The following is a 4293-nucleotide window of genomic DNA, read 5'->3' as shown; positions in this document are numbered from 1 at the left end:
CGGTACGACCTGAAGGAGCTGGCGGAGGATTTCTACACCGTGCGGGAGAACCAGATTTTTTTTGAGGACGGCGAACGGTACGGCCAGACGGCGGAGTTCCTGTTTGAAAGCTGGAATATCCTTGTGCTTCCCGCGGAGCGCGCCGGGACGTGGCGGGTCTACTACAACGCCTACCCGCCGCCGGTGACACAGCAGACCGCGGACGGATATGAAATGCCGCTCGACCCGGAGGTCGCCGTTCTGGTGCCGCTCTACATGGCCTCGCAGCTCTACAAGGAGGACGACATCGGGCTTGCGACGCAGTATCGCAACGAGTTTGAAGTCGCGCGGGAAGAACTGCGCGGCGTGGAGGTCCCGGCGACGAACAGGGAATTTGAAAGCAGCAGCGGGTGGTGGTAAGCGATGGCGAGATTTGAGATTCCCAAGAGCCCGGACCGCTCGATTTTGGCGATCAACGAGCTGCGCGGCGTGGACCTCTCCAACGCGCCGGCCAATGTGGAGGACTACCGGAGCCCGGACGCGCCGAACATGATCCGCGACCAGCCGGGCAAGGTCCGCAAGCGCATGGGCTATGAGCGGATGGACAGCTACGACGGCCGGATCAACGGCGTGTTTTACCTGACGGACGACAACGGGACCCGCGAGGTCGTGCACGCGGGGAACAGGCTGTACGTGGATCACGCGGCCGTCTATGAGGAGATGGCGGACACGCGGTCCGCCGCGTGGCAGTTCGGGAAAAAGCTCTACCTGCTCGACGGCAGGCGGTATCTCGTCTACGGAGAACTGGACGTCAAGGACGCGGCGGACGGGGAACCGAAAAAGAGCTACCGGGTGGAGCCGGTGACGGAAATCGCCTATGTGCCCACGATCATCATTTCCCGGAATCCGGACGGCGCGGGGACCACGCTGGAGCCGGTCAACCTGCTTTCCCGCAAGTGGACCGAGAGCTTTTACGGAAAGGCGTCGACCACCGCCTACCAGCTCACGACCGGGAATCTCGACGGGACCCCCGTCACCGCCCGGAAGCTGGGCAGCGACGGGACCTGGCAGGACCTTGCCGAGACGACCGATTTCACGGTCGACCGGAAAACGGGGAAGGTCACGTTCAAGACGGCGCCGGGCGCGTCCCCCGTGGACGGCACGGACAATGTGGAAATCACGGCGTCAAAGGCGCGCGGCGACTTTGGAGACGCGGAAGAATGCTTCGCGGCCGCCGCGGACCAGAAGGAATTCCAGCTCGCGGCGGAGGTCATGGGGAGCGAGAAGGTCACGGCGAAGACCCTGAAGGCGGACGGGACGTGGAATGAAGTCAAGGAGGACGGCGGGATCGCCGTGGACCGCGTGGCCCGGAAGGTGACCTTCACGATCGCGCCGGGCGTGTCTCCCATCGAGGGGAAGGAGAACGTCCGCATCTGCTTTCAAAAGCTCGTCTACGACTACGCGGACCGGATCAACCACTGCGACGTGTCGATCCTCTACGGCGTCAACGGCGCGGCCGACCGGCTGTTCGCCACCGGGAACCCGAAATACCCGAACCAGGACTGGTATTCGCAGATGAACGACCCGACGTTCTTCGGGGACCTCTGGTATTCGGTGCTCGGGCAGGACAGCAGCCGGATATTGGGCTACAGCGTCGTGAACGACCGCCTTGCCGCCCACAAGGACGAGGGGGAGGACGGGCGCAACGTGATCCTCCGGAACGGCGCCCTGCAAAACGGGGCGGCCGCGTTCCCCATCGTCAACGCCCTCCAGGGCGCGGGCGCGGTTGGGAAATACACCTTCGCTTACCTGCAAAACGAGCCGCTCTTCCTGACGCGGACCGGGATTATGGCGATCACCCCGGCGGACATCACCGGCGAACGGTACGCACAGAACCGGAGCAGCCTCATCGACAAGGCGCTGACGGCGGAGGCGGAGCTGGAAGAGGCCGTCGGATGCGCCTATCAGGATTTGTACATCCTCAGCGTGAACGGCCGCTGCTACGTCCTCGACGGGATGCAGAAGAAATACGAGCGCAACGCGCCCTATTCCTCCTTCCAGTACGAGTGCTACCACTGGACCAACGTTCCCGCGCGGATTATGTGGGAGCGGGACGGGCGGCTTTGGTTCGGCACGGAAACCGGGCAGATATACCGCTTTTATGGGGACCCGGAGGCGCAGGGGAGCTACAACGACGCGGGGGCGCCGATCCAGGCCCATTGGGATTTGCCTGACGTGGACGGCAAGTACTTCCACAAAAACAAAACGTTTCGCTACTTCTCCGTGCGTCTGGCCTCGGCGATTGCGACGGGGGTCAAGGTCTATGCGCAGAAAAAAGGCATCTGGTCGCTGCTCTTCGATGCCGGCGCCCGCGCGCGGTATCTGGATTTCGGCTATATCGACTTTGCCAAATTTACGTTTTCTTCCGACGCCACCCCCAAAACCATCGGCGTAAAGATCAAGCAAAAAAAGGTGGACAAAATCAGGTTCCGACTGGAAAATAACGAGCTCAATGAGCCGTTCGGGCTTTTTAATATCTCTTTGGAGTTCGTCGAAAACGGAAATTACAAGGGGGGATAACATGTACAAAAAAATCTTACCGGAGGACTATGCCGGGAAAACGGTTTTGGGGCGGCAAAACCCGCTCGGGCTTTCCGTGTCAGAGGCGCAGAGGGTGTTTGACGAGCTGTCCACGGATGTGATCATCCCGGCGGTCAACCGTCTGGTGGACGACCTGACGGTCCGCGGCGAGCCGGTGCAGGCGGCGGACGTCAAGGCGATCCGATTGAGCCCGGACGGGGTGATCGAAATCACGCTGGACGGCGAGACATGGACGGCGACGGGGTCGAGCGGGCACCTGATCCTCGACCGGGACGGAAACCTCCTGCCCCAGCGCGGCCGGATGCAGTTTGTAAACTCCGAGGTGGAGGACGCGGACGGCGTGACGGTGGTGCACGGCGTCACCGGACCGCAGGGGCCCCGGGGCGAACAGGGCCCGCAGGGGATTCAGGGCGTGCGAGGCCCGGAGGGAGAGGTCTGGCTTCCGAGCGTGGCCGGCGACGGTACGCTTACTTTTACGCTCGTCGAGGCGTCCGCCGCGAATCCTCCGGCAGCGCGCAGCATTCGCGGCCCGCAGGGCGTGGCGGGCGTGCAGGGCCAGCAGGGCATCCAAGGGACCACCGGTCCGCAGGGGCCGCGCGGGGAACCCGGACCCGCCGGGGAGCGCGGGGCGAAGGGCGACCCCGGAGAGCAGGGCCCGGCGGGCGCGCAGGGGCCGCAGGGCAACCCCGGACCCGCCGGGGAGCGCGGGGCGAAGGGCGACCCCGGAGAGCAGGGCCCCGCAGGCCCACAGGGGCCGCAGGGCGTTCAGGGACCGCGCGGGGAACAGGGGCCCGCGGGTAAGGACGGCAGGGATGGCCGAAGCTTCGACGTGCTTGGGCTTTACCCGACGCTGGCGGCGCTTATGGCGGCCCACCAGACGGCGGCGGCCGGGGACGCCTATGCGGTTGGCACGGCGGCCAACAACACCGTATATATCTGGTCGGCCGATACGGCGGGCTGGCAGGAGATCGGCACGATTCAGGGCCCCGCCGGGCCGGAGGGCCCGCAGGGCGCGCCCGGCGCGCAGGGGATTCAGGGACCCAAGGGCGACAGGGGAGACGCCGGCGCGACCGGCCCGCAGGGGCCCAAGGGCGATCCCGGCCCCACGGGGGCGCAGGGACCCAAGGGTGACAGGGGGGACGCCGGCGTTACAGGCCCGCAGGGGCCCAAGGGCGATCCCGGCCCCGTCGGACCGGAGGGCCCGCAGGGCATCCAGGGCCCGGCAGGCCCGCAGGGCGCGCAGGGCGAGCGGGGTATCCAGGGCCCGGAGGGATCGCAGGGACCGCGCGGATACCCGGCGATCGTCAACGGCAAGACCCCGGACGCCTCCGGGTCGATCACCCTGACAGCGGCCGACGTGGGGGCGGAACCCAGCGGGAGCGCCGGGCCGCTCAAAGAGGAGCTGGACGCGCATGTGGCGGACGCGGTAAAGCACGTCACGTCCACGGAGCGGACGGCGTGGAACGGCAAGGCGGCCCCGGCACAGAACGTCACCGCCACGCTGACGGCGGCGGGCTGGACGGGCGACACGGCCCCCTTTACGCAGAGATTGACCGTCGCGGAGATCACCGGCGCGGACACGCCGGGGACCATCGGGCTGGCGGCGGCCACGACCGCCGAGCAGTACGACGCGGCGGCGGCGGGCAAGCTGCTGCTCACGGCGCAGGCCGCCGGGCAGGTCACGGTGTCCGCGCTGGGAGAGAAGCCGGGCGT

Annotated in this window: 2 protein-coding genes and 1 pseudogene; all 3 read left to right on the top strand. The window is 66.6% G+C overall.

The window, feature by feature from the left end; genetic code table 11:
- On the top strand, positions 1-399 hold a 399-nt coding region (locus ACZO3G_RS14565; protein ID WP_486847365.1), incomplete at its 5' end, for a hypothetical protein.
- A gap of 3 nt (positions 400-402) precedes the next feature.
- Positions 403-2559 carry a hypothetical protein gene (locus tag ACZO3G_RS14560; RefSeq protein WP_276872011.1) on the top strand — a complete coding sequence of 719 codons (2157 nt, stop codon included), beginning with the start codon at positions 403-405 and terminating at the stop codon, positions 2557-2559.
- Position 2560: 1 nt separating this feature from the next.
- Positions 2561-4293 (top strand): annotated as a pseudogene (locus tag ACZO3G_RS14555) (collagen-like domain-containing protein); the annotation flags it as partial.

The organism is Anaerotruncus sp. (assembly GCF_057433415.1).
The sequence above is the reverse complement of the archived record's forward strand: the minus strand, read 5'-3'. Positions and strand labels throughout refer to the sequence as shown.